Below are 21,931 nucleotides of genomic sequence, written 5' to 3' on the forward strand. Positions count from 1 at the left end.
GTAGTGCAATTCTATCAAACACTTTTTTTAATTTTTGAAAATCAGCGAATCAGCGGTAAACAAAGTTTGCCAAGCTGCCATCAAAGTTTTTCTACATTCTTTAAATTCGTGGCGAAAAATAAGTGATGCGTTTGCTCTGATAGGATTTTGTGATGGATTCTCCCAATAGTAAAAGGGCAAAATTGCTTACTTTTGTGTAAATTTATTTCCATGACATCGATTGACCTTTCCAAACTAGACCCTAAACAACATATAATTATTAAAGGAGCTCAAGTTCACAATTTAAAAAACGTGGACGTGGTAATTCCTAGAAATAAATTAGTAGTAATTACTGGGCTTTCGGGATCTGGAAAATCTAGCTTGGCTTTTGATACCCTATACGCCGAGGGACAACGACGTTATGTAGAAAGTTTATCATCGTATGCCCGACAATTCTTGGGGCGATTGGACAAACCAAAAGTAGATTATATCAAAGGTATTGCTCCTGCAATTGCCATCGAACAAAAAGTAAACACAACCAATGCTCGCTCAACTGTTGGAACTTCAACAGAAATCTATGACTATATCAAGTTGTTGTATGCCCGAATTGGACGAACCTACTCTCCTATTTCGGGTCAAGAAGTAAAGAAAAATACCGTAACCGATGTGGTCAATTGTGTGAAAACCTTTTCCTCAGATAGCAAGTGGTTATTACTAGCCCCACTTCATGTTGAAGAAGGACGAAAACTACAAGATAAATTAAAAATACTACAACAACAAGGTTTTGCGAGAGTTCTTGTGGATCATGAAATGCTTCGATTAGACGATTTCATTGCATCTATTGTAGACAAAAAAGACAAAGAATTAGAAAAATTGACCATCGAACTCATCATTGATCGCATTGTAGTTAAATCTGAAGAGGAATTTTACAATCGTTTGGCCGATGCCGTTCAAACCGCATTCTATGAAGGAAAAGGAGAATGTTTTCTACAAGAGCTCCACGAAAAAAATAGAGTTAGCTTCTCGAATAACTTTGAGCTAGATGGCATCTCTTTCTTAGAACCCAACGTTCATTTGTTTAGCTTCAATAATCCGTATGGGGCTTGTCCCGCCTGCGAAGGCTACGGCAATATCATTGGTATTGACCCCGAACTTGTAGTACCCAACACCACACTTTCTGTTTTTGAAAATGCCATCTATCCTTGGCGTGGCGAAAGCATGGGTTGGTATAAAGAGGAACTGGTAAAAACGGCTTACAAATTTGATTTTCCAATTCACAAACCTTATTTCCAACTAACCGATGAGCAAAAAGAACTATTATGGACTGGAAATCACTATTTTCAAGGGCTGAATGATTTTTTCAAAGAATTAGAAGAAAAAAATTATAAGATACAAAATCGGGTGATGCTTTCCCGTTACAGAGGCAAAACAAAATGCCCAAATTGCAAAGGAAAACGCCTTCGCCCAGAAGCATCTTATGTTAAAATAAACCACAAGACAGTCTCTGATTTGGTTGATTTACCCATTAAAAATCTAGTCAATTTCTTCAAAGAAATGCAATTGGATGACTATGAAAAACAAATTGCAAAGCGTTTATTGATTGAAATCAACAACAGATTGTCTTTTTTGACCGAAGTAGGGTTGGATTATTTGACCTTAAACAGAAATTCGGCCACTTTATCAGGTGGAGAATCCCAACGCATCAACTTGGCTACCTCACTCGGAAGTAGTTTGGTTGGATCAATGTATATATTGGATGAACCCAGTATTGGATTGCATCCAAAGGATACCAAACGCTTAATTAATGTCTTGCTTTCGTTACGAAATTTGGGCAATACTGTAATTGTAGTAGAGCATGATGAAGATATCATGAAAGCCGCCGATAGGATTATAGATATAGGCCCTGAAGCAGGAACTTTGGGCGGTAACTTGGTGGCACAAGGAACATTTGAGGAAATCCTAAAAGCCGATTCCTTGACCGCGAATTATTTGAGTGGCACTAAAACTATTGCTACTCCTAAAAAAAGACGCTCTTATAAAAATTACATCGAAATCATTGGAGCTAGAGAAAATAATCTACAAAACATCGATGTGGTTATTCCTTTAGACATACTTACTGTTATAACTGGTGTTTCTGGAAGCGGAAAAAGCACTTTAGTAAAAAAAATACTGTTTCCTGCCATGCAAAAAAAGCTGGAAAACATTGGGGAAAAAGCGGGACAGTTTACGGAAATGAAAGGCTCTTTTTCGCATATCAAACATATCGAATATGTGGATCAAAACCCTATAGGGAGAAGCTCTCGTTCAAATCCAGTAACCTATATCAAAGCCTATGATGATATTCGAGACCTATTCGCAAAAGAGAAACTATCCAAAGTAAGAGGGTACCAAGCCAAACATTTCTCATTCAATGTGGATGGTGGTCGATGTGAAACTTGTAAAGGTGAAGGTTCTATCAATGTTGAGATGGTTTTTATGGCTGATGTGCAATTACCTTGTGAAACTTGCAATGGGAAACGATTCAAAAAAGAGATTCTAGAAGTCACCTTTGAGGAAAAAAGCATTCACGATATACTCACGATGACTATTGATGATGCCATTGCTTTTTTTACAAAACACAAACAAAATAAAATCATTCAAAAATTACAGCCTTTACAAGACGTTGGTTTAGGATATGTACAATTAGGCCAATCATCCTCTACACTTTCTGGTGGAGAAGCCCAGCGTATCAAATTGGCTTCGTTTTTAGTAAAAGGAGCGACCAAAGAAAAAGCCTTATTTGTATTTGACGAACCAACAACAGGTCTTCATTTTCATGATATTAAAAAATTATTGGCTTCTTTTGATGCCTTGATCGAAAAAGGCCATTCTATTCTTGTCATAGAACACAATCTAGATTTGATAAAATGTGCCGATTGGATAATTGATTTAGGACCAGAAGGTGGCGAAAATGGCGGTAAATTATTAGCAGTAGGCACTCCCGAATCAATCATTAAAAACAAAGATTCGGTTACTGCAAAGTACCTTAAAGAAAAACTGGACTAAATTCCAAGAAAATAGAGAATAAAAAAGCCACGAATACGGTAAGCAATTACCAAAATTCGTGGCTTTCATTTTATGAAAAAACAGGAGAACTACTACCCCATATAACAATTTTCTTGAAAAACATTTCCATCTTCATCAAGACCTACAACAATTTTTTTTGCTTTAGAAACATAACTCTGATAGAGCCACACAATAGACCAAACTCCTAAGGTAATGCAAGCTAATTTAAAATTTAATTTATGGTTGATTCGCTTTCTTTTTTTGGATAAAACAGCAAATGGTAAAGTATCGTTTTTCTCTTCTATAACAAATCCTTCCTCTAATTTAGAGTTGATGGAATCGGTGAATTTGGCTATTTCTTGAGTACTCATCGGTTGGTTATTTTTTTTAGCTTATAAATAAAAACAGTAGTGTACCGCAAATTTACCCTAATCAAAAAGCGTACACAATACCCACTTTTAGTGATTTTTCATTGACAAAAACACAACTAATTAATATACAACACTTTAAAACAGCATGAAATATCAAAAAATCGATAACTAACGTATAAACACGATAAAAACGTTGAGAAAAGCTTTTCTTGAACATTAAATTATAAGTTATTATTTACATAAATTTATTCCAATACTCTTTTCTAACCATTATAAAATATATAAATTCTTATAGTTTAGGAATCGTGGATTGATTTCCATCTCGAAGGGCTTTGTAATGTGGAGACATAATTTCTATACCTGCTTCCCTAAAAGTATCTTGAATATTTTGATGCAAATTTGAATAAATCAGCGGTTGCTTTGTTGCTTCTTTGGTAAACGCATTGATTTGATACGACACATAAAAATCATCCAAACTGGTTTGCAAAACAAAGGGTAAAGGCTCTTTTTCGATTAAATCTGTTCGATTGGCCGCTTCAATTAAGGCTTTATGCACTTCTCTCCAAGGTACATCATAACCAATGGTAACAGTAGAATGAATCACTAATCCACCAGTATTGGACCTGGTATTGGCAGAAAAATTTATTGATGAACTCGACAAAACTGTAGCGTTGGGAATCGTAATATCTTCCATTTTAGAAGTTCTAATTCGGGTAACCAGAGCCGTTTTTTCAATGACAGAACCACTAACCTCCCCAATTTTGATAAAATCACCAATTTTAAAAGGACGCATATAAGTGATTACTAATCCAGCCACCATATTAGCGATAGCGTTGGAAGAACCAATGGAGAACAAAACACCAACAAATACGGTAACTCCCTTGAAAATGGGCGAATCAGAGCCTGGGAGATACGGAAAAATGATGACTAACATAAAAGCGTACAGCAATACTTTTATAATATTGAATGTTGGTTTTGCCCAATCGCTATAAAACCCATCAATGTTGATGTTCTCCTTTTGAATTTCATCTACAAAATATTTGATAATTTTTAGAGCATAGCGAAACAAGACTACAATAACAATGATCGAAAACAGATTAGGTAGGAAATCAATAAAACTAACCAAAGCAAACTTAGCAGGTTTCATTATCCAATGTATCAGCGTCGTAGTGAAACCCACAGTTGATGGAAAAACACTAAAAAGCAAGGGCAATGAGAGGTAAATAACCAAAATAAAAACTATGGTCCGAATGATACCGATGAGGCGCAAGCTAAAATAGAGTTGATTGGCTGGTGATAAAACATGAAAATTATTGATCAATATGCCTTTGAAAAATTTTTCATCGTTTCGGATTAGAAAATATTTAAGCTTTCGAAAAAGAATGTTTATACCATACAAAAGCAAACAAATACATCCTATAAAAAGAAGTTCAAGCGCGATACGTTTCATCCACTTGACAGGGGCGTTATTCTCTTTCTCATTTAGGATTGCGTTTGCTATAACAGCTACGTTCTGTTGTGCTAAAATTTGGCTGTCTTTTCCCACTGACTTTGCATCAAGTGTAGTTATAGACATAATAATAAAAGCTTCTTTATAAACGATATCGAGGGTTATATCGGCTGGAACAATTTTTAAGGAATCGGCTTCGAACAATGGGTCACTGTAAATTTGCTTGATTCTCTCGGCAATGGCTTTGGCTCTTTTTTCAGGAGAAAAACTTCCTATTTTATTGTGAATAAAAAACAAGGTGTCCTGAAAAGGCACTACAGGGTAACTATCCTTAAAAGTAACCACATTGACCGAATCTTTTACTTTTGGAGTGGTTGCAACTGGCTTTGATTGTTGTTTTTGCGCCCATAAAACGGATGTTACGAACAAGAAAATGATAAGAATCTTAAAAGCTTTCAAATGATTCATAAAAAATGACTGTTTGTATTAAAACTAAGCTATTGATTTCTTTGTAATGAAAGCAAGAAAGCACATTGCCTCCTTATAGCCCTCCCAAATCATTCGGAATTAGCGGCATCCTTTGCTTTTTTTTTAGCAAATATATAGTGGAGGCGGGATGATGTGACCAAAAACTCTTTTGTTCACTGCTACTAAACATTATTTATCTGAAAATCAGCTTAACAAATATAAACACAAAACAGTACACTTTTAACAGAATTCCCTCTATTTAAAACAAGTATGTGTTATTTTTTTATTTTTAATTTAATAAAAAGCGTATCGATCGCTTGGTTGATTTCGGGAGAAATAACCATTTTATAGTTGGCATAAACATACACCACGGTTAGCAAAATCGACTTTAATAGAATACCTATTAAAGGATGAAATGGAAATTGCCAAAAATAAAAAAGAAGAAAAATAACGAAGGTAACTCCAATAGATACAATGGTTTGCTTACTAAAAGGATAGAGATGCATTCTCTTTACTACAAAAAGAAGTTTAGCAACACTATAGGCTGTTATGGATAATAGAGTAGCAAAAGCCGACCCTATTATGCCATATAAAGGAATAAAAATCCAATTGAGTAAAAAGGTTAACACCGCCAACATTACGCCCAAAAACAAGACCATTCGATAATATTTGGAATTGAAAATAATAGCATTGTTATTCCCTAAAATCAAATCGAAATATTTTGAAAGCCCAATCATAAAAACGACCATAATTCCGCCAGCATATTCTTTTGGCAGTAATTCATACAATTGATTGATGTTGACAAAGATGCACAACATTACAAAACCACCTACCATTTGTAAATTGATAGAGGTTTTTTTGTACAAAATATTCAATTCCTCGTATTTGTTTTCGTGCATTAATTTGGCTGTAATTGGATACACAATTTGGTGCATAGCGCGACTTGGCACAGAAATCACCAAAGCAATATAGGTAGCAACAGAATAAAAGGCAATATTACCAATATCCATATATTGATTAAGCATAATTTTATCTCCATCTAACAACAGATTGGCAACACTGCCTGATAGAATAATATAAAATGAATATTCAACAATACCTTTTACATTCTCTGGTATAGCGAATTGAAAAACAGGTTTTTTGATTCGGAAGGCATAAAGCATCGTAACCAAAAGTGCTATAAAATAGATGCCTGCTGTAAGATAGATAAATTGAACCGCAGTAATCCATTTAAAATACATAGCAAAAAGAGCTACTAACGAAAATAGTCGCAAACCCACCTCTTTTATGAAATTACCAAAGACGGAATGCATATGTACTCTTGCCCAAGCATAAAATATTTCGAAATAAGCCATACACAATCCCACAAAAGGAATCAACCAAATGTAATTTTGAACGATAGGATTTTTTTTGGTAACAAAAAATAAAATTTCATCATAAAAAAACAAACCAATCAACAGCAACGGAATACTCAATAATAACGGGAACAAAACGGTAAATGACAAAAACTGATTTCTCTCGTCTTCGGTTTTGCATTGCGAATAAAACTTCACCAAGGTATTTTGCATTCCAATAGCGAATAAGGGCATCAATACATTGGCGCAAGACAAAATGTAATTGGACAATCCATAGAACGTTTTACCCAAAATAGGTGGAAATAAAAATAAGGTACTTATTCCGCCTATTCCAAAACCAATGTAAGTGATTATAGTATTCTTTAGTGATTGATTTAAAACAATGCCCATTATTAGAAGGTAGAAATTAGAAGTTAGAAAGTAGAAGTTAGAAAGTAGAAGTTAGAAATTGGAAGTTAAAAGAGTAGCTAACTCTTTGGTTAGATTCTTTCTGGAATATTTTTGCAAACCTACTGGATTTGACTGTAATTTACCATCCAAAAATTGTTGATAGTAGGCTAAAATCGTAGCTTTCAATTGCTGTTTTTTATCGTATTCGAAAAACACTCCTGTATTTGTACTTGTGATAATCTCGGCAAAATCAGAGTCTTTCGGTCCAATAGCGATGATTGGTCTTCCAGAAACCATATATTCAAAAAGTTTCCCCGGAATAATGCTTTTGGTATCTTCAGAATCAATTTCGATTAACAATAATACTTGCGATTTACGTTGATGTGCTACAGCTTCATCGTGTGACACATAGCCTAAATTATTCAAATAGTCATTGAGTCCAAATTGACTAATCGTATCAAGCACTTCCTGACTCACTGCCCCCATCAATTTAATTTCAAGCTGATTCTTAAAATCAGGTATTTCGGCAAGTAACTCTACTAAACTTTCCCAAAGAATCAAGGGGTTACGTTCTGATAAAAACGAACCAATATGTGCCAAAGTGAATTTGGTATCTAATATTTGTGGCGCAACATTTTCCGTATCATAGCCATTCGTAATAACTTCAATGGGTTTTGAAGTTATGGCTTGAAACTCCGTTTTAGTCGTTTTGCTAGTTACAATTATCGTATCAGCTGCATTAAGAACTTGATGCTCTAATTTCTTATGCTTTTTGACAGCATAACTAGACAAACGCAAGGCTTTGTGATAGCCAATAGTCGTCCAAGGGTCACGAAAATCAGCAAACCATTTGACGTTTACTTTTTTTTGCAACTCCAGTCCAATTAAATGCAAACTGTGCGGTGGACCAGAAGTAACGATAGTATCGATATTATTTTCAGCAATGTATTTTTCTAAATAGGAGACCGAAGGTTTCACCCAATAAACACGGGCATCGGGAATGAATAAATTCCCGCGTATCCACAATAAAAACGCTTCCAAAAAGGATTGCTTTTTTTGATTAGGAATGATTCCAGAGCTTATTTTTTTTGTTTTGTTTTTAGAAAAAAAAGAAGCCAATTGATAGGGTTCAAAAATGCTTTTTCTTAAAACAATAGCTTGTTGCGAGACTTCTTTTTCTAAATGAGCATCGACTATAGGATAGGTTGGATTTTCAGGGATATAAACAATTGGCTGTATATCAAAATCAGGTAAATATTTTACAAACTTAAGCCAACGTTGCACTCCTGGCCCACCAGCTGGCGGCCAATAATAAGTGATGATTAAGAGTTTTTTGATATCTTTCTTCAAGTTATTTGTTATTCAATTTATTTAATTCCTCAATATCTAATTGATCTTTTAATCGATTGGTCGCTTTTTTAGCCAGTATCAAACTATCATAATCAATGAAATACACAGGAACTTCGTTTAAGTAAACAATTGTTGCATTTTGAAGTAGTTCATCAAAATTTGCATTTTCCAATCCCTTAATTGATGTCATTACATCCAAACGCAAATCATACGAAATTGTAAAATCTGTATATCCTGCTACAAATTGCATCGTCTCAATTTGGGGAAAGTCTCCAATTCCAATTTGTTTAAAAGCGGCTCTTAGGTTGATTCTGTTTTCAGTAGTATCTTCTAATAGTATATCAATATCACCAGTGTTTCTTGTATAGCCATAAATATTTACAGCAAGACCTCCAATAGTTAGATAACGAACATTTTTTTCGTTGAATATTGTCCAAATATTTACAATTTCTGGAAGCATTATTTTTTCTGTATCACTCGTGGTGCGTGTTTTAAAACATATGAAAGTTCAACTAATGACATAAATCGTTCCAATCGCTCCAAATATATTTTTTGCAATTCAACCTTTTTTGCATCAATTTTAGCTTTAGATTTCATCTCTTTCTTTACTCTATTTTCTTGATTTTTTTTCGCTCTACATATATTCCACCAACCAATAGCAATACCATTCCAATAGAACTAACCAAGGCAATAGTACTTCCCGTTTGCACCACTTGAGGCTCGAATTTGAATTCCACTTTGTGTTTTCCCGCTGGAATTTCAATAGCTCTCAAAACATAATCTACTCTGTAAATTGGGGTTTCTTTACCTTCAACGTAAGCTTTCCAACCTTTAGCATAGTACATTTCAGAAAACACCGCTAAACCAGTAGTAGTATTAGTTGAAGTATACGTTAGATGATTCGGTTTGTAGGCATCCAAAGTAATTACCGCTGAAGCATCTTTTACAAAGCTTTTATTTTGAATGGCAAACTCTTTTGTATTGACAATTGCCACGTTTTTAGAATCGAATTTATCCAAAGCTTTCATCTCCTCATCGGCAGAAGAAACTGCTTTTACTTGACTTACAAACCAAGCATTGCCATTGGCATTCGGATTAATGGTTGGGAATTCTTTACCTTCTTTATCGGTTTGAATGATGTATTTTACATTTAAAAAATCTAAAACCTCAATATTATTTTTAGCAATTTGGTAATCGAATAATTGCTGAATTCTCCTTGGCTTAGCCGCGTGATAACCTCCCAAAGATTTATGAAAGTATGACGCTCTTGCGCTTGATAGATTTCCGCTTACCTCAAAAACCCTATAATTAGAAGGGTCTCTCAAAATTTGAATATCGGCAGGAGTTTCCTGAAATGGAGCCGCCACTTCTCTACCATTCATAAAATCTTTTCCTGAAACATATTTTTTATCCACGAAGAAAAGATCAAAAACCATCAAAATTCCAACCAAGATTATGGCTGTATTTTGTGCGAAACGCTTTTGGGTATACAACCACAAAATTGCAGCGATAACGATTATAAAAAAGGAAGAGCGCAACAAATCGGCTGTGTATAAACTCATTCGATCTGCTTTTAATGCGTCTACAAATCCAGGACCATAATTTTGCAAATACAATCCGTCGTTACTACCAGCATAGCTCCAAGCCCCTTTGCTTACAAAAAGGATGATCATAACTCCTAAACCAAATAGTAAGGTATGTAAAATTCCTTTCGTTTGTTCTTGTTTTTCTAAGGTAAAAAAAGACTGCAAGCCCATAATAGCCATTACCGGAAAACATAATTCCAAAATTACTTGGATAGAAGAAACCGCTCTAAACTTATCGTACATCGGAATGTAATCGATGAAGAAATCCGTCACTAAAGAAAAGTTTTTTCCCCAAGACAAGACTAACGCAAACATAGCGCCTCCAAAGAATACATATTTGATTTTTCTTTTATCAATGAATAATGCTAAAACCGCCAAAAAGAAAACCACAACTCCAATATACGCTGGTGCAGCCACAATGGGCTGATCGCCCCAATACGTTGGTAATCCATTAGCAAAATCTGCAGCTTGATCTTCAGGAACACCTTGACCCACCATAAATTCAAACATTGCGCTATCCTTACCGAGTGCTTCGCTATTTGAGCCTCCAAACAGTCTTGGAGCAATCAAATTGAAACTCTCCATGATGCCATAGCTATATTCCGTAATATAATCACGAGACAAAGCTATGTCTTCCGTTTTCTTCGAACCATCTGGATTGAACGTCAATTCACTTTTTCCGCGAGTACTAAAAGCGGCATATTCAGAAGTAGCTAATAAATTGGTAGCATTGGCTCCAATGGCTAAAATTCCAGCAATAGCTAATATTCCAAAGCTTTTGCCTAAGTCCTTATATTGTTTTTCTTTGATGGCTTGATACGAATAATACCCAACCAAAATCAACAAAAACAACAACAAATAATAGGTCATTTGAAAGTGATTCGCATTAATTTCTAAGGCAGTGGCAAATAAAGTAACCAAGCCGCCTAGAATATAGTTGCGTTGAAAAACAAGTATAAAACCCGCAATAACCATAGGCATATAGCCGATGGCATGGGCTTTGGCATTGTGCCCCACTCCCAAAATAATAATCAAATAGGTAGAAAAACCAAAGGCAATCGCTCCAAAAAATGCTTTAAGTGGATCGATTTTCAACACCAATAAAAGGCCGTAAAATCCTAGAAAGTATAAGAATAAATAATCGGCTGGTCTCGGTAAAAATCGGATAGCATCATCTAAGTCACCGATGTAATCATGAGGATATTTTGCACCTAACTGATAGGTAGGCATTCCACCAAAGGCAGCATTTGTCCAATAAGGTTCTTGATGTTCGATGGCTCTAAAGTCGTTTTGTTCTTTGGCCATACCAGTAAACTGAGCAATATCAGACTGGAAGATTTGTTTTCCTTGTAAAACAGGATAAAAATAAATTAAAGAAATAACTACAAAACCTAGAATAGCTAAGGCGTGCGGGTAAAATTTATTTATAACTTTCAATGGATTCAAATTTGAATTAGATTAAAATATGGGCTTCAGCGCACAAATTTAATCTATTTCTTCGTAATCCACATATTCTCCAACCTTTTTGGTCTCTTTTGGATTTTTAGAACGAGCAGTATCTACAATAATTTCATCTTGATTATTGTATCTTCTATTGTTTTGGGCATATTGCTGTTGGGCATATTGTTGCTGTTGTTGAAAATTTTCACTGGCTTTCTCTACCGCTTTTTTAACTAAAATCGGCAAAAAAAGTTTGGCCAAAAATTTAAATACATAGTAAAACATAATCATGTAAAACAATGTCTTTAGGATTCCGCTAAATGAAGCTAGTTGCATAGATAATTTTTCACCAAAATTAAGGAATCAAAAGTTGAAAATTAATATCTGAATCTTAAATTAATAATAAAATATAGTACATTTGGTTGCGTTACTATTTTAAATCAAAAGAATATAACTATGCTTCCATTCAAAAAATCTGTTTTAATTACTCTATTTTTAATGCCTTTTGTTCACTATGGGCAATATACTGATCAAATCAATTCCAATCGACCTGGAGAAACCATGTCGGCATATAGCGTTGGAAAAAACGTGATACAAGTAGAAACAGGCATATTTGGCATTACAGCCAATCATAGTTTATTAAATTACGATGTCAATGGTTTTGGATTGGATGCCACCTTAAGATGGGGTGCTTTTATGGACAGACTCGAAGTAATTGCAGATATACAATACCAAAATGATCAATTCGATACAAATATCAGCTCAACCAACAGGGCTAATTTTAGGCAAACCAACCTAGGTGCAAAGTTTTTGATTTACGATCCCTTCAAAAATTACGAAAAAAAAATAAATTTATACAGCTGGAAAGCCAACCAACGTTTTAATTGGAGACAGTTTGTGCCAGCAGTTTCTTTATTTGCAGGAGCTAATTTTGTTTTCGAAGGAAATCCCTATGCCTTTTCCTTAGCATCCAGTATTTCTCCAAAAATTATGTTGATTACACAAAATCATTTTGGAGACGGAAGATGGGTTTTTGTTACTAATATCATAGCCGATTACATAGGTACTGATTATCCAAGTTATGGCTACATAGTAACTTTAACCCGCGGATTCAGTAAAAGATGGTCTGGTTTTATTGAAAACCAAGGTTACAATAGTGATTTTTACAGTGACATGATTGCTCGTGGTGGAGCTGCCTATTTACTCAACGACAACCTACAAATCGATGCGTCAATCAGTACCAATTTCAAAGATACTCCATCAATTTTATATGGAGGACTTGGAGTTTCCTGGCGTTATGATGGTTTTTTCAAAAAATCTGGAGCGAAATAGTCAAACTAACTACGCTACTTAAATTCATTGCAACCGATTTACTTTAGCACATGCAATTAATTTTACCTATTTCTTTGATTTTATAGCTTCTGCATAACCAAGAGCTCATCTTTAGGCAAAAAAATTTCATGGTAAATTCAAAATGCAAAAGCATTCCTACTTACACTATTGAAGGTACTCAAGTTTTATGAAAAATTCAATTTCTTCAGGGAGTTGTAAACAGATTTTAGATCAAAAAAAATCAATTATAGAATGAAAATGAAGAACCATTAAAAGCCGTTTTTGGACTTTTTTATAACAAAAGATAGTTATCTTCGTGCCCATATTTTTACACCACTCACACCATGATTACAGTTTACGAAGCAAAAAGTAAAAAAGAAATAACAGCGTTTATTAAATTTCCATTTACATTATATAAAAACAATAAATACTGGGTTCCACCATTAATTGCTGATGAATTAGCCAGTTTCGATAAAACTAAAAATCCAGTGTTTAAAAACGCGGAAGCTTACTTTTATGTTGCCAAAATCGACAACATTATTGTAGGCAGAATTGCTGCTATAATCAATTGGCAAGAAGTAAATCACCAACATAAAAAGAAAGTACGATTTGGATGGTTTGATGCAATAGACAATTCAGATGTCACCGAAGCTTTATTAGAAAAAGTATACGAATTAGGGCGCAAAAACAATCTCGACCATGTTGAAGGACCAATGGGCTTTTCTAATTTAGACAAAGTAGGATTGTTAACCAAAGGCTACGACCAAATGGGCACCATGATTACTTGGTACAATCATCCTTATTATGTGACTCATTTTGAGAAATTAGGTTTTACCATTGAAAAACAATTCATAGAAAGTGTTTTTCCTTTTTCGAATGTAAAACCTGAACATTTCATGAAAGCAACAGAATTAATAAAAAAAAGATATCATTTGCGATCGCTAACCTTTAAAAAAACAAAAGAGGTTATGCCATATGTAGATAAAATGTTTGACTTATTCAATGAATCCTACGCCAAACTTTCTTCTTTTGTAGCCATTTCTGAAATTCAAAAAGAATATTTCAAGAAAAAATATATCAATTTTATTAATCCAGAGTACATCAAATTTGTAGTAGATAAAGACCACCAATTGATTGCATTCAGTATCGTTATGCCTAGCTTTTCTGAAGCTTTACAAAAAGCAAATGGCAAGCTATTTCCCTTTGGTTTTTGGCATTTGCTACAAGCCAGAAAACACAGCAAAGATGTTGTCTTTTATTTGATTGGCATCGCTCCTGAATACCAAAATAAAGGAGTAACAGCCCTTATTTTCGAAGAATACTACAAGACTTTTTCCGAAAAAGGTATTCAAACCTGTATTAGAACTCCCGAATTATTAGAAAACAACGCCATTCATTTACTTTGGAAAAATTTTGACCCAGTGATTCATTGTGAACGCAAAACGTATCTAAAAGAATTGTAATTATAGTGAATAGTGACTAGTTTTTAGTCCTTAGTAAAGCAAACAAAAAAATCCATTCGCCAAAAACGAATGGATTTTCTATATAAGTGACAACCTAAAAAAATTAAGCTTCCATATCTACTGTAGTGCGTGCTGCAATTTCTTTATACGTACCGTTAACCAATTTCTCACGAATGGCTTCGAAAGCTGCCAAGGTTTCTGCAATATCTTCTAAAGTATGCGAAGCCGTTGGAATCATACGCAATAAAATAATACCTTTCGGAATTACTGGATAGACTACAATCGACAAGAAAATACCGTAGTTTTCTCTCAAGTCGTTTACCATCACCATCGCTTCTGGAATACTTCCTTCTAAGTAAACAGGGGTAATACAAGTGTTGGTATCACCAATATTGAAACCTTTTTCTTTTAATCCGTTTTGTAACGCATTTACGTTTTCCCACAATTTATCTTTAATTGCAGAAGATTCACGTAACAACTGTAAACGTTTTAAAGAACCAATCGTTTGAATCATTGGCAATGCTTTGGCAAACATTTGAGAACGCAAGTTGTATTTCAAATAATCGATAATGTCTTTATCTGCTGCTACGAAAGCACCGATATTCGCCATAGATTTAGCAAACGTAGAAAAATAAACATCAATTCCGTCTTGACACCCTTGCTCCTCACCTGCTCCAGCACCTGTTTTACCAAGCGTTCCAAAACCGTGTGCATCATCAACCAATAAACGGAAATTGTATTTCTCTTTCAAGGCTACAATTTCTTTCAATTTACCTTGTTGTCCACGCATTCCAAAAACACCTTCAGTAATGAACAAAATTCCTCCACCTGTTTCTGTCGCCATTTTAGTAGCACGTTGCAGGTTTTTCTCCATACTCTCTAAATCATTGTGCTTGTAGGTAAAACGTTTACCCATATGCAAACGCACTCCATCAATAATACAAGCGTGTGAATCTACGTCATACACAATGATGTCGTTTTTAGTCACCAAAGCATCGATGATAGACACCATTCCTTGGTAACCAAAATTCAATAAATAAGCCGATTCTTTCATCACGAAAGCAGCCAATTCTTGCTCTAATTGCTCGTGATATTTCGTGTGTCCGCTCATCATACGCGCACCCATTGGGTAAGCTGCACCAAACTGAATGGCCGCATCCGTATCTGCCTGACGCACTTCTGGATGATTGGCCAAACCTAAATAGTCGTTCAAACTCCAGTTCAATATATTTTTTCCTTGAAATTGCATTCTTGGTCCCAATTCTCCTTCTAGTTTTGGAAAAACAAAATACCCTTCTGCCTGAGAAGCCCATTTTCCTAAAGGACCTTTATTGTTTTGGATTCTTTCGAATAAATCTTTTACCATACTATAATGACTTAATACTATACGTTAATTTAGCGGCAAAAATAAATATTTAAAATTGATATTTACTGCCAAAATCCTTTTATTTTACTTAAAAAAAAGCCTTTTAAGAGGATTATTTATAGAAGCTAAATCCTGCTCTTCATTACAAGCTCTCTTGGCTCAACCGAATTTTACTAAAGTACTATCAGGAGCTAAAAGCTCCCCTTTCCTTTAGAGAGGGGCTGTGGGTGAGGTCTTAGCTCTGCTAGCACAAGTAAAATATTCGGTTGAGCCACAAGAGGCTTTTCATTTCGATCAGGGGTAGGCAAAGTACTAACCATAAAGTTTGTATCTTTGAACACCAAAGCTTCAAAAATGTCAAACAACACCAAAGAGTTAAAACTAGCCGTCCTTATTGACGCCGATAACGTACCGTACAGCAACATCAAAGGTATGATGGAAGAAATCACCAAATACGGCACTCCCACCACCAAACGCATCTATGCCGATTGGACAAAACCCAATGCTAATGGATGGAAATCGGTTTTACTAGAACACGCCATTACACCTATCCAACAATACAGTTATACTACGGGAAAAAATTCCTCCGACTCCGCTTTGATTATTGATGCGATGGATTTGTTGTACTCAGGCAAAGTGGATGGTTTTTGTATCGTTTCTAGCGATAGCGATTTCACTCGACTCGCCATTCGGTTACGAGAATCTGGTATGAAAGTCATTGGTATTGGCGAAAAGAAAACCCCAAACGCCTTTATTGTGGCCTGTGATCGTTTCGTGTTTATAGAAGTTTTAGAAGGCGCTACCAAAAAGAAAAAACCAAAAGCCACCATAGCTACTTCAACTGATGCCAAAAAAGTAGTAGAAAAAGAAACGGCTATCAAAATAGACAACCCAACTATTGATCTTATTGAAGATGCCATTGATGCCATAAGCGATGATGATGGCTGGGCATTTTTGGGCGATGTGGGAAATCTAATCGTTAAAAACAAACCCGAATTCGACCCTAGAAGTTACGGCTTTAGCAAACTTACCCCAATGCTCAAATCCCTAACCGACATTCTTGAAATAGATGAAAGAGATTCGGATAAAAAAGGTATCAAGCACGTCTATGTAAGACTTCGATATTAAAAGCAAAAAACTGCATCTCTATTGAAATGCAGTTTTTTTATTCAAAACAAATTGTTCAAGGTTAGCTTTTCAAACTACTTAAATAATTTTCAGGAAGAAATTCAACTTTACCCGTTTTTAAATCATACACAGCGCCAACGATAATCGTATCACTATTTTTAGTTGATTTTGATAAAACTGGTTCTAAGTTTTTTAGATGTTCTACCTGCATAGCAACGTTAATCTTTACTGCATTTTCAATCTCTTCACCTTCCTGATGTTTGGCCAATTTTGCCGCAGGTTTTATAGCATTGATTAAGGTTACAATATGTCCTGGAACTTCTGGCAATTTACATGCAGCCGCAACGGCACCACATTGGGTGTGTCCCAAAACCACAATTAATTTAGCCCCCAAAACCGCATTAGCAAACTCAATACTACCATATGAAGCATACGAAGACACTTGTCCAGCCGTTCTAACAATAAACAAATCCCCTAATCCCTGATCAAAAATAATTTCGCTAGGTACCCTTGAATCGGAACACCCCACAATAACCGCAAAAGGCTTTTGTCCAGAGGCTAATTCTTTAATTCTATTGACATCCTGATGAGGCTTTATACTCTTTCCTGCAACAAACCTGCCATTTCCCTCCTTCAAGGCAATCAATGCACTTTCGGGTGTAACTTGTGCACGAATAGAAGAAAAAGAAAGCATCAAAAAAAATCCTAAATAAACACTAAATTGTCTCATCTCTTTTGGTTTTAAAATTTGATGTAAAACTAGAAGATATAAAAACATAAACATAGTTAATGTTTTTGATTTTAATCATTAAAATATTTAATGTATAAATTTCAATAAAGAAGAAATTCATTAATTACCTCTAGAAAATAATATCTTTGAAACTAAAAAATAAAGAGATGAAAATAGTATTCGCCACCAATAACAAAAACAAGATAAAAGAAATCCAAAGTATGCTTCCCAACAACATTACCATAGTAAGTCTTGAAAGCATTGGCTGTTTTGAAGAAATTCCAGAAACGGCGTCTACTATTGAAGGAAATGCTATTATGAAGGCGAATTACATAACCGAAAAGTATGGTTATGATTGCTTTGCAGACGACACTGGATTGGAAATTGATGCATTAAACAACGAGCCTGGCGTTTTTTCTGCTCGTTATGCCGGAGAACAACGATCAGCTGAGGACAATATGAACAAAGTATTACATCTTTTAAATGATAAGAATAACAGAAACGCTCAATTCAAAACGGTGATTTGTTTGAATCTTAAAGGCGAACAATACTTATTCACTGGCATAGCAAAAGGAACTATTACTTCAGAAAAAAAAGGCGAGGGTGGTTTTGGATACGACCCTATTTTTCAGCCTGAAAATTACAAAGAGACTTTTGCAGAACTTTCACTTGAAACCAAAAACAAAATCAGTCACCGTGGTATCGCCACACAATCATTACTTGCATTTCTGAATACAACTCATTAACAATCAAAAATGTATCATTTTTTACAACATTATTTGTGATTTCTCGCTCAAATTTCACATCAAAAAGACTATTAAAAGATAAAAATCAAAAATAAAAAAGCTAACAATCTGACAATCAATTCACAATAATTCACTAAAACTTAAAATAGCATTAGTTAATCTGAGAAATTAACAGTAATTTTGCACCCTATTTTAAAAATACATAATGAACAAATTTGAACAATTAGGATTGAACGAATCGTTACTGAAGGCGATTTTAGATCTAGGATTTGAAAATCCGTCAGAGGTACAGGAAAAGGCGATTCCCCTATTATTGGAAAAAGACACAGATATGGTTGCGTTGGCTCAAACAGGGACAGGGAAAACGGCAGCTTTCGGTTTTCCGCTAATCCAAAAAATTGATGCCGACAACAGAAATACACAAGCATTAGTTTTATCGCCAACACGCGAACTTTGCCTACAGATTACTAACGAACTAAAAAACTACGCAAAATACGAAAAAGGTATTAATGTAGTTGCGATTTACGGCGGTGCTAGTATTACAGAGCAAGCTAGAGAAATCAAAAGAGGAGCTCAAATTATTGTAGCTACTCCAGGAAGAATGCAAGACATGATCAATAGAGGTCTTGTAAACATCAAAAACATTGATTACTGTGTACTTGATGAAGCAGATGAGATGTTGAACATGGGATTCTATGAAGACATTTGCTCTATCTTATCAGACACTCCAGACGAAAAAAGCACTTGGTTGTTCTCTGCAACTATGCCAGCAGAGGTAGCAAGAATTGCTAAACAATTCATGAGCAGTCCAGTAGAAATTACAGTTGGAACTAAAAACTCAGGATCTGCAACAGTTTCACACGAATTCTATTTGGTAAATGCTAGAGATCGTTACGAAGCCTTAAAACGTTTAGCTGATGCTAATCCAGATATTTTCTCAGTTGTATTTTGTCGTACCAAAAGAGATACGCAACAAGTAGCTGAAAAATTAATTGAAGACGGATACAATGCGGCTGCCTTACACGGAGATTTATCGCAAGCACAACGTGATGGCGTAATGAAATCTTTTAGAGGAAGACAAATCCAAATGCTAGTTGCTACCGACGTTGCAGCACGTGGAATTGACGTAGACAACGTAACTCACGTTGTAAACTACCAACTTCCTGACGAAATCGAAACCTACAACCACCGTTCTGGCCGTACTGGTCGTGCTGGCAAATTAGGAACTTCGATTGTAATCGTTACTAAAAGTGAATTGCGTAAAATTTCTTCTATCGAAAGAATCATCAAGCAAAAATTTGAAGAAAAAACAATCCCTTCTGGAATTGAAATCTGCGAAATTCAATTATTGCACTTAGCCAACAAAATCAAAGAAACGGAAGTAGATCACGAAATTGACAACTACCTTCCAGCAATCAATGATGTATTAGAAGGTTTAAGCAAAGAAGAATTAATCAAGAAAATGGTATCGGTAGAATTTAACCGTTTTATCAACTATTATAAAAAGAACAGAGATTTATCTAGCCAATCATCAGGTTCAGACCGACGTGAACGCGACGATAGAGACGGTGCATCTAGAGGAAACAATAGCGGTGCTACTCGTTACTTCGTAAACATCGGTTCTAGAGATAACTTTGACTGGATGACTTTGAAAGATTTCTTAAAAGAAACTTTAGACTTAGGTCGTGACGACGTATTCAAAGTAGATGTAAAAGAAGGATTCTCTTTCTTTAATACTGATGCTGAACATACAGATAAAGTAATGGACATCTTAAACAATGTTCAATTAGAAGGACGTCGTATCAATGTAGAGATTTCTAAAAATGATGGTGGCGGAAGACGCGATCACAACGGAAGAAGCTCTGGAGGTTTTGGCGGTAGAAGCTCTGCTCCAAGAAGAGAAGGTAACTTTGCTCCAAGAAGAGAAGGGGGATTCAGAAGTGAAAGAAACTCAGCTCCAAGAGAGGGAGGATTCAGAAGCGAAAGAGGAAGTGCTCCAAGAAGAGAAGGAGGTTCATCAGAAAGAGCCCCAAGGCGTTCTGAAAGTTTTGGCGACAGCCCAAGACCAAGAAGACCAAGAAGAGACTAACATTCCTTTGTTAATTTTCTTATAATAATAGTAAGAAACTACAAAATATTTAATTGCGATTTACTACTTTTAAAGCTTTAAATTCGTTTATGAGATATTTTGTAGTTTTCTTTTTTATTCTACTTCCTTTTACTGCATTTTCGCAAGAAAATAATACTGCAACCTTAAAAGTTTCAGGAACCATCGTTAATGACAATAATGATCAACCTCTAGCTTATGCTAATATCATCAATGTCAACAAAGTAAAAGGTACTACCACAGACACAAAAGGTAATTTTGAAATTGAAGTATCCCAAAGCGACACCTTACACGTCTCATTATTAGGCTTTCAATCCATCAAAGTCCGAGTTACAAACGACTGGTTAAAAAATAAAACGACTGTAATTAAACTGACTGAAAAAGCAATTGCCCTTGAAGAGGTTATTATTCGACCTTTTTTGCTGACAGGCTATTTGGAAGTTGATTCTAAATTAATCCCCATAAAAGAAAATTTCAGGTACAGTATTTCAGGATTAACCGCAGGATATGAAGGAGGACAATATTCGCCAGATGCCTTTGGTAAAGTACTCGGATCCATTTTTAATCCAGCAGACATGCTTTATAATTTTTTTGGTAAAAAACCAAAAGAATTAAAACGCCTTAAAGAACTAAAGAAAGACGATACCGTCCGCAAAGCTTTAGAATCCAAGTATGATCGCGAAATGATTGCTACTTTATTAGGCATTGATAAAAACGAAATTCCAGAAATTCTTAAACGATGTAGCTATTCGGATTCATTCATTCAAACTGCCAATGATCTTCAGATTATGGATGCCATTAGTGGCTGTTATGAGGAATATAAGATTCTAAAAAAGAAGTAATAAAACTTTAATATCATAAAAAAAGAAAGCCTAACTTTCTTTTTTAGTTGTCCTCCACAATGTCATAATTACTCTTTCTCTTTTCTTAATTTCTTAATTCGTTTGGTTGCTTTTTTTACTGCATCTTTTACTGCAGCCTCACTAAATGGTTTGATGACAAAATCGGCTGGTTTATATTCTTCAGCTTTGAAAAAATAACCTGGAAAAGCAGTTGCAAAAATGATTTGAAAATCAATGGTTTCTAATTGATCCAAAATATCAAATATTTGTCTTTCCCCCATATTTATATCCAAAAAAACTATATTGGGTTTTTTAGAAACAATTTCAGACAATGCTGTTTCCATGGTTTTGGCAACGCCAATTATCTCCAATTTTAAACAGTGAGTGGTAATTATTTTTTTTAAAATCTCTATGTTGATCGCTTCATCATCAACAAGAACAACGGTATATGTACTCATAAAATCGTCTGGAATAAATGGTGGTATTTTTCATTCTAATTTGATTTTAAATATACTTAAAAACTGTAACAAAAAAACAAGCATAAAATACACTTATTAAGAACTTGTTGTTAATATACAAAACATCATCTCCCTCATCTGAAAAAACATTAAAGCCAGATTCCGCATTAGAAATCTACTACAACTAAATTACTTCACCATTTTTATATTTTTTAGCGGAGTTCAGTGAATGAATTTCTTCTTCAAAACCAAGAACTTTTTTCACGAGTTTATATTTTTTGAGAGGAGTTCAAGATACGCTACGCTTGATTCTCCTATTTTTAAA

The 21,931-nt window shown here is 34.9% G+C and carries 17 protein-coding genes; 7 read left to right on the forward strand and 10 right to left on the reverse strand.

Annotated elements, in window-relative coordinates:
- Positions 1-210: 210 nt before the first annotated feature.
- A complete protein-coding gene (gene uvrA, locus ACSVH5_RS02615; RefSeq protein ID WP_438059909.1) occupies positions 211-3,024 on the forward strand; it encodes an excinuclease ABC subunit UvrA in 2,814 nt (937 codons plus the stop codon).
- Between the two features lie 92 nt (positions 3,025-3,116).
- Here the strand turns inward: uvrA and ACSVH5_RS02620 are convergent, their stop codons facing one another.
- From ACSVH5_RS02620 to ACSVH5_RS02650, 7 genes are all read right to left on the reverse strand, one after another.
- Positions 3,117-3,395: a hypothetical protein gene (locus ACSVH5_RS02620; protein ID WP_438059910.1), complete on the reverse strand. Its 279-nt coding sequence runs from the start codon at positions 3,393-3,395 to the stop codon at positions 3,117-3,119.
- A 289-nt stretch (positions 3,396-3,684) separates the two neighbouring features.
- Positions 3,685-5,313 carry a mechanosensitive ion channel family protein gene (locus ACSVH5_RS02625; protein WP_438059911.1) on the reverse strand — a complete coding sequence of 543 codons (1,629 nt, stop codon included), beginning with the start codon at positions 5,311-5,313 and terminating at the stop codon, positions 3,685-3,687.
- A gap of 275 nt (positions 5,314-5,588) precedes the next feature.
- The gene (locus tag ACSVH5_RS02630; RefSeq protein WP_438059912.1) at positions 5,589-7,058 is read right to left on the reverse strand and encodes an oligosaccharide flippase family protein; all 1,470 of its coding nucleotides are present in this window, start codon (positions 7,056-7,058) and stop codon (positions 5,589-5,591) included.
- Between the two features lie 51 nt (positions 7,059-7,109).
- Positions 7,110-8,408, reverse strand: a complete 1,299-nt coding sequence (locus ACSVH5_RS02635) for a glycosyltransferase family 4 protein (RefSeq protein WP_438059913.1) — start codon at positions 8,406-8,408, stop codon at positions 7,110-7,112.
- A 1-nt stretch (position 8,409) separates the two neighbouring features.
- A complete protein-coding gene (locus tag ACSVH5_RS02640) occupies positions 8,410-8,868 on the reverse strand; it encodes a hypothetical protein (protein WP_064715115.1) in 459 nt (152 codons plus the stop codon).
- 145 nt (positions 8,869-9,013) lie between these two features.
- Positions 9,014-11,431 (reverse strand): YfhO family protein, encoded by a 2,418-nt coding sequence (locus ACSVH5_RS02645; RefSeq protein ID WP_438059914.1) that lies wholly within the window; start codon positions 11,429-11,431, stop codon positions 9,014-9,016.
- A 48-nt stretch (positions 11,432-11,479) separates the two neighbouring features.
- Positions 11,480-11,770: a DUF4834 family protein gene (locus ACSVH5_RS02650; protein ID WP_438059915.1), complete on the reverse strand. Its 291-nt coding sequence runs from the start codon at positions 11,768-11,770 to the stop codon at positions 11,480-11,482.
- Positions 11,771-11,890: 120 nt separating this feature from the next.
- Between ACSVH5_RS02650 and ACSVH5_RS02655 the strand changes: the two genes are divergently transcribed.
- The gene (locus ACSVH5_RS02655) at positions 11,891-12,766 is read left to right on the forward strand and encodes a transporter (RefSeq protein WP_438059916.1); all 876 of its coding nucleotides are present in this window, start codon (positions 11,891-11,893) and stop codon (positions 12,764-12,766) included.
- Positions 12,767-13,110: 344 nt separating this feature from the next.
- The gene (locus tag ACSVH5_RS02660) at positions 13,111-14,229 is read left to right on the forward strand and encodes a GTP cyclohydrolase (RefSeq protein ID WP_438059917.1); all 1,119 of its coding nucleotides are present in this window, start codon (positions 13,111-13,113) and stop codon (positions 14,227-14,229) included.
- Positions 14,230-14,332: 103 nt separating this feature from the next.
- On the opposite strand, the gene ACSVH5_RS02665 is transcribed toward ACSVH5_RS02660, so the two are convergent.
- Positions 14,333-15,595, reverse strand: coding sequence for an aminotransferase class I/II-fold pyridoxal phosphate-dependent enzyme (locus ACSVH5_RS02665; protein ID WP_438059918.1), 1,263 nt, complete (start codon positions 15,593-15,595; stop codon positions 14,333-14,335).
- Positions 15,596-15,949: 354 nt separating this feature from the next.
- Between ACSVH5_RS02665 and ACSVH5_RS02670 the strand changes: the two genes are divergently transcribed.
- Entirely contained in the window at positions 15,950-16,723 is a 774-nt protein-coding gene (locus ACSVH5_RS02670) for an NYN domain-containing protein (RefSeq protein ID WP_438059919.1), read from the forward strand.
- A 61-nt stretch (positions 16,724-16,784) separates the two neighbouring features.
- Here the strand turns inward: ACSVH5_RS02670 and ACSVH5_RS02675 are convergent, their stop codons facing one another.
- Positions 16,785-17,453 carry a carbonic anhydrase gene (locus ACSVH5_RS02675; RefSeq protein ID WP_438059920.1) on the reverse strand — a complete coding sequence of 223 codons (669 nt, stop codon included), beginning with the start codon at positions 17,451-17,453 and terminating at the stop codon, positions 16,785-16,787.
- 167 nt (positions 17,454-17,620) lie between these two features.
- On the opposite strand from ACSVH5_RS02675, the gene ACSVH5_RS02680 reads away from it, so the two are divergent.
- The 3 genes from ACSVH5_RS02680 (at position 17,621) to ACSVH5_RS02690 (ending at position 21,148) form a co-directional block, all read left to right on the forward strand.
- Positions 17,621-18,199 (forward strand): non-canonical purine NTP diphosphatase, encoded by a 579-nt coding sequence (locus ACSVH5_RS02680; protein WP_438059921.1) that lies wholly within the window; start codon positions 17,621-17,623, stop codon positions 18,197-18,199.
- Between the two features lie 205 nt (positions 18,200-18,404).
- The gene (locus ACSVH5_RS02685) at positions 18,405-20,288 is read left to right on the forward strand and encodes a DEAD/DEAH box helicase (RefSeq protein ID WP_438059922.1); all 1,884 of its coding nucleotides are present in this window, start codon (positions 18,405-18,407) and stop codon (positions 20,286-20,288) included.
- Between the two features lie 89 nt (positions 20,289-20,377).
- A complete protein-coding gene (locus ACSVH5_RS02690) occupies positions 20,378-21,148 on the forward strand; it encodes a carboxypeptidase-like regulatory domain-containing protein (RefSeq protein WP_438059923.1) in 771 nt (256 codons plus the stop codon).
- Between the two features lie 68 nt (positions 21,149-21,216).
- Here the strand turns inward: ACSVH5_RS02690 and ACSVH5_RS02695 are convergent, their stop codons facing one another.
- Positions 21,217-21,606, reverse strand: a complete 390-nt coding sequence (locus ACSVH5_RS02695) for a LytR/AlgR family response regulator transcription factor (protein ID WP_438059924.1) — start codon at positions 21,604-21,606, stop codon at positions 21,217-21,219.
- Positions 21,607-21,931 lie beyond the last annotated feature (325 nt).

The organism is Flavobacterium sp. RSSA_27, assembly GCF_051547125.1.
Classification (GTDB): Bacteria; Bacteroidota; Bacteroidia; order Flavobacteriales; family Flavobacteriaceae; genus Flavobacterium.